Annotated in this window: 4 protein-coding genes; all 4 read right to left on the reverse strand. The window is 44.7% G+C overall.

Annotated features, from left to right (window positions below; genetic code table 11):
* Positions 1 to 22: 22 nt before the first annotated feature.
* Positions 23 to 1,222, reverse strand: a complete 1,200-nt coding sequence (locus tag CS931_RS12500) for a phage major capsid protein (protein WP_099206216.1) — start codon at positions 1,220 to 1,222, stop codon at positions 23 to 25.
* 9 nt (positions 1,223 to 1,231) lie between these two features.
* Positions 1,232 to 1,930, reverse strand: coding sequence for a head maturation protease, ClpP-related (locus CS931_RS12505; protein WP_099206219.1), 699 nt, complete (start codon positions 1,928 to 1,930; stop codon positions 1,232 to 1,234).
* Complete coding sequence (locus CS931_RS12510) at positions 1,923 to 3,164, reverse strand: phage portal protein (RefSeq protein ID WP_099206217.1); 1,242 nt, start codon at positions 3,162 to 3,164, stop codon at positions 1,923 to 1,925. Before CS931_RS12510 ends, CS931_RS12505 begins: the two co-directional genes overlap by 8 nt.
* Before the next feature lies 1 nt (position 3,165).
* Positions 3,166 to 4,653: terminase large subunit (locus CS931_RS12515; RefSeq protein WP_099206218.1), on the reverse strand; the 1,488-nt coding region annotated here is incomplete at its 5' end.

Consider the following 4,653-nt stretch of genomic DNA (forward strand, 5'->3'; position numbering starts at 1 on the left):
ACTTTCTCAAGTAGTCCCTCTATCATGTCCCAGCACCCATTTTGAGGATTTTCACAGCTTCAGGCAAAATGAGTTTGCCGTCAACACGCTGAGTGGCAATAAATCCACGCTGCCCTGTAACGGCATAAAGTTCATTCAGTCGCTGGAATGTTCTGCCTTGTCTGTCGCCAATCCAATAGTAAGAGAAATCACCGAATGCCATAACTGAGGCATTTGAGGCAATGGTCGGCACATAAGGTGAGGTGTACACAGGTCTGCCGAGAATGGTATCCGGCGCGCCGTCTTTAATAGACGGACTCCATAGATATTGCCCATCGGTGGTTTTCAGCTTGCGAATCGCCTTAATGGTTGCATCATTGGTGATGAATATGGCGGTATTGCGATACGGCTGTTTCAGCGAATGATAGAGATCGATTACTTCATCAAAAGTGATGGCAGTCGCACTGGCGGCTGTTACTCCAGTCTGACCGCCGCCTGTGGCAGAGAAAACACCTGTCGGCTTTCCAGAGCCATCACCAACGATAAAAGCTTCTTCCTCTTTGTTGCCAATTCTGCGTGCGAATTCTTTGGCTATGTAGGCTTCAAGGTTGAAAACGCTGTCATTTAAAAGTTCATCGGATACCTTAATCAGCGTACCGAGCTTGTATGCAGAAAGTGAAACTTGCGAAAAAGCATCGTCACTATCCGTAATTGTACCCTCTTCATCGACCCAAGAAGCAGAACCTGTGGAAGCCACCACGGGAATTTTTCGTTCTCCGTTAGCCGTCTGAATGACATGAGCAAATTGACGGAAGATATTCTGCACTTCTAAAGCCTGAACCAAGGTGCGTTCAAACTCATCAGGAACAAGATAACCACCCTCACTATCTGTGCCAACTTGCAGGGCATTGGTAACACTTCTTCCACGAATGGCATTCCAAAAATCACGCTTGTATTCAATGGAAGCTCTGCCTGTTTTTTGGGTGTTAATGCCTTCAGCACCGGGAACTGCCGGAAGATATGGCGTGCCAACGATTTGAGAAAAGCTATCGTCCAGATCACGCTGACGTTCTAAAAGCTCAATTTGGTGACCTATTTCCACCACTTGAGCCTCCATTTTCTCATAAATAGCTGTGTCCTCGGGTGACACAATGCCGTCTTTGTCCCGTTTGGATTCGAGGAACGCTTTGGCGGCATCCCAATTTTGTGTGCGTTTTTTGCGAAGTTCAATAATGACAGACATAAGACCCTCCTAATTGCGGAATTTAATTAAATCTATGCGTGATTCTAAATGTTCATACGGTGTGCCGGGTTTTGGCGGCTTTGCATTTGCTGTGAGAAACTTGCTGATAAAGGAAGCCGACACAGCCTTTCTGCTGAAAACCATGCCATCTGAATGATTTTGTGTAACCGGACTCACATTCTCAAGAATGCCATCGGCAAAGCCTAACTTTATGGCTTTATTCATGTCCATCCAAGATTCACTGTCCATCATATCGCTGATTTTACTGCGTGATAAATTCGTCTTAGTGGCATAAGCGTTGATAATACTTTCTTTCACTTCATCAAGCATATTTTTTGCTCTGAGCATTTCATCGCTATCACCAATGGCAATGGTAGAGGGGTTATGAATCATCATGGCAACAGGACTCATCAAAATTGTATCGCCAGCCATTGCCACAACACTTGCCGCAGAAGCCGCCAGTGCTGATATTTTCACTGTGATTTTACCCGGATACTCTTTGAGCATGGTGTAAATTGCGGCGGCAGCGAACACATCACCACCGGGTGAATTGATAGACACGGTTACATCACCTGTACCAGCATATAAATCTTGCTTAAAGATTTGCGGTGTGACTTCATCACCCCACCAAGTCTCATCGGAAATGGCACCCTCTAAGTACAAAACACGTTCTCCGCCAAAGTCGTCAAAATTCCAGAATTTATGCATTGCCATCACCACCCTTGTCTTTCACATATGCTCCCTTGACAGCGAGATGCAAGGGGAGCATATTGCCGTTGATAAAATGGGTATCCCCGTTTTCAATCGGGTTCATATTTTCGAGTTTCCGAATGTCATTGATACTGTAATAACCACTCTGAAATCCCATAGAATAGCCTTTCATGCGTGTTTCATAATCACCGCGAAGCAAGCCGTCTATATTAAATTTGATGAAATATCGCTTGCGTTCTTCTTTTGTAAAAAGCGTGCGCTGCATTTCCTGTTCCCATAAAATCACCCACGGTTCAAGTGTGTTTTTGACGAAATCAAGACTTTGTTGTTCGATATTGGCGAACGATGACTTATCAAGGTCGCCAATCATATGGGGTGGAATGCGAAAAATGCGTGCAATCTCATTGAGTTGGAATTTACGAGTTTCAAGGAATTGCGCTTGGTCTGGAGGTATGGTTATGGGGGTGAATTTCATGCCCTCCTCTAATACAGCAATGCCATGATGTTGCGTGCTGCCACCATAGAGAGCTTCCCAAGTTTCACGGATTTTCTGCTTGTTCTCAAGTGTCCCCGGATGTTCGAGCAACCCACCTGGACTTGCGTTGTTGGAAAAGAAGCTTGCTCCATATTCTTCGGCGGCAATCGCTAGTCCAATGGGATTTTTAGCAAGGGCAATGGGTGCATAACCCACTAAACCGTCAAAAGAAAGACCGGGGATATGCAAAACCTCATCATTATGCAAAATGATTCCACCCGTTTTATCGCCTTTGCGCTTTTCATCAGCACTGCGCCAATAGGTGTAATATAGCTGACCGTTCTCAGCACGGCTCACATCCATTTTATCAGGAAACAAGGGATAGAGTGCTTGAATTCTGCCGCCAGCATCACGGATAATCTGAGCATAGGCATTGCCGTATAAAAGCAAATGGCTCATCAATGTCTGCCTGAAAACAAAGCTCGACATTTCAGGATTCGGCTCGTTATGAAGCAAATCATAAAGCTCATGATTTCTGGCGATATTTGTACCCTCGCCGTCATATTCATAGACATGGAGAGGCAGACAAGCAATGGCTTCTGAAATCACACGGACACAGGAATAGACGGCTGATGTTTCAAGAGCCGTGCGTTCATTCACATAAGCACCAGAATTGGACGAACCCCAGAAAAATGATTTTGTGGTAGAAAGACTGTTTTTCGGCTTATCTTTCTTTTTGCGTGAAAAAAGTCCCATATCACATTCCTTTCTTGTAGTAGTAAAGTCCACGATCTTCTTTGTCGTAAACGCTGGTGTGATCTTCCTGAACCAAAGCACGCGCCAAAGCCATAATCGTAGCGACAGCACCGTCTATCTTTTCGGTAGCTTTTTTCTTGTCAGGCTTAATGTTACCAGCTTCATCTTGTTTGACAACAATATTGTCAAAGTTCCACCTTAAAACGGGGTTGCCATTATGCGCAATTTTCTCTTGTAATACGAGCCTCATAAGTTCCTTTGAGGGCGGTGACATAGACTTAAAACCCTGCCCAAACTGAATCATCTTTACTCCGGCATCTTCTAAATTTTGCCGAAGCTGAGGTGCTCCCCACATATCGTAGGCAACTTCCTGTATGCGATAGATTTTCTTGAGTTCCAGAATTTTGTGCTGTACAAAATTGTAATCTATGACTGCACCCTCGGTAGCTTGCAGAAGTCCTTTTGCTTGCCACTGATCGTAGGGAACGTGGTCTTTTAATACACGCTTGTGCATTGCATCTTTGGGAATCCAAAAGAATGGAAGTATCTGATATTTGTCATATTCATCGGTCGGATCTATTGGAGGAAACACCAGCACAAAAGCACTCATATCCTGTGTGGAGGACAAGTCCAGTCCTGCATAACAGGTGCGACCTTTGAGCAAGTTTTTGTCAACAGGAAAATTACAAGAATCCCACTTTTCCATGGGCATCCAGCGTGATTCTTGTGTTACCCATTGATTCAGATTCAGTCGTCTGAAACGGTTCTCCTGCGTGATATTGAGCTGCGCATCTTCAAATTCCATTTGAAATCCTGATGGATCGATGGTAACTCCAAAACTGGGATTGACTTTTTTCCAGACTTCTGGGGAGCGCCAATCTTCCTCTTCATCAGCAGAAAAAATCACAGGATAAAAGGTAGGGTCGACAATTTTTCCACGGAGAATATTCTCTGCTTTGCGGTGTTGCTCATAGCAAATGCTGTTTCTGTCAAACCCAGCTGTGGTAATCATAAATAGAAGTGGTTGTTCACGAGCTAAACCAGAACCAGCCGTCATAACGTCAAAAAGCCTCCTGTCCGGTTGGGCATGAAGCTCATCGAATATGATTCCAGAGGCATTTAAGCCGTCTTTTGTGTAGGCTTCGGCAGAGCAAACTTGGTAAAATGAATTGAGTGGTTTAAACGTCATGCGTTTGGCGGCGATAGACAATTTGATGTGCTGTTTCAGAAAGGGAAACTGGTCGACCATATCCACTGCTACATCAAAAATTCTGGAGGCTTGCGCTCTGTCTGTCGCACAACCATATACTTCAGCACCGTGTTCCATATCTGTGCAAGTTAAAAGCAAGGCGATTGCCGCGCCTAATTCACTTTTTCCGTTTTTCTTTGGAACTTCTATGTAAGCTCTGCGAAATTGTCGGCACTGTGTATCTTTTCTGACAATGCCGAATAGGTCGCGGATAATGCGCTCCTGCCAATCCAGAAGCTG

Origin of the sequence: Scatolibacter rhodanostii (assembly GCF_900197595.1) — a bacterium.
Lineage (GTDB): Bacteria > Bacillota > Clostridia > Oscillospirales > Acutalibacteraceae > Scatolibacter > Scatolibacter rhodanostii.

Excerpts from the sequence above, each read along its gene's own strand:
- CS931_RS12505 (WP_099206219.1), bottom strand. The coding sequence starts at position 1,930 with ATGCATAAATTCTGGAATTTTGACGACTTTGGCGGAGAACGTGTTTTG.
- CS931_RS12500 (WP_099206216.1), bottom strand. The coding sequence starts at position 1,222 with ATGTCTGTCATTATTGAACTTCGCAAAAAACGCACACAAAATTGGGAT.
- CS931_RS12510 (WP_099206217.1), bottom strand. The coding sequence starts at position 3,164 with ATGGGACTTTTTTCACGCAAAAAGAAAGATAAGCCGAAAAACAGTCTT.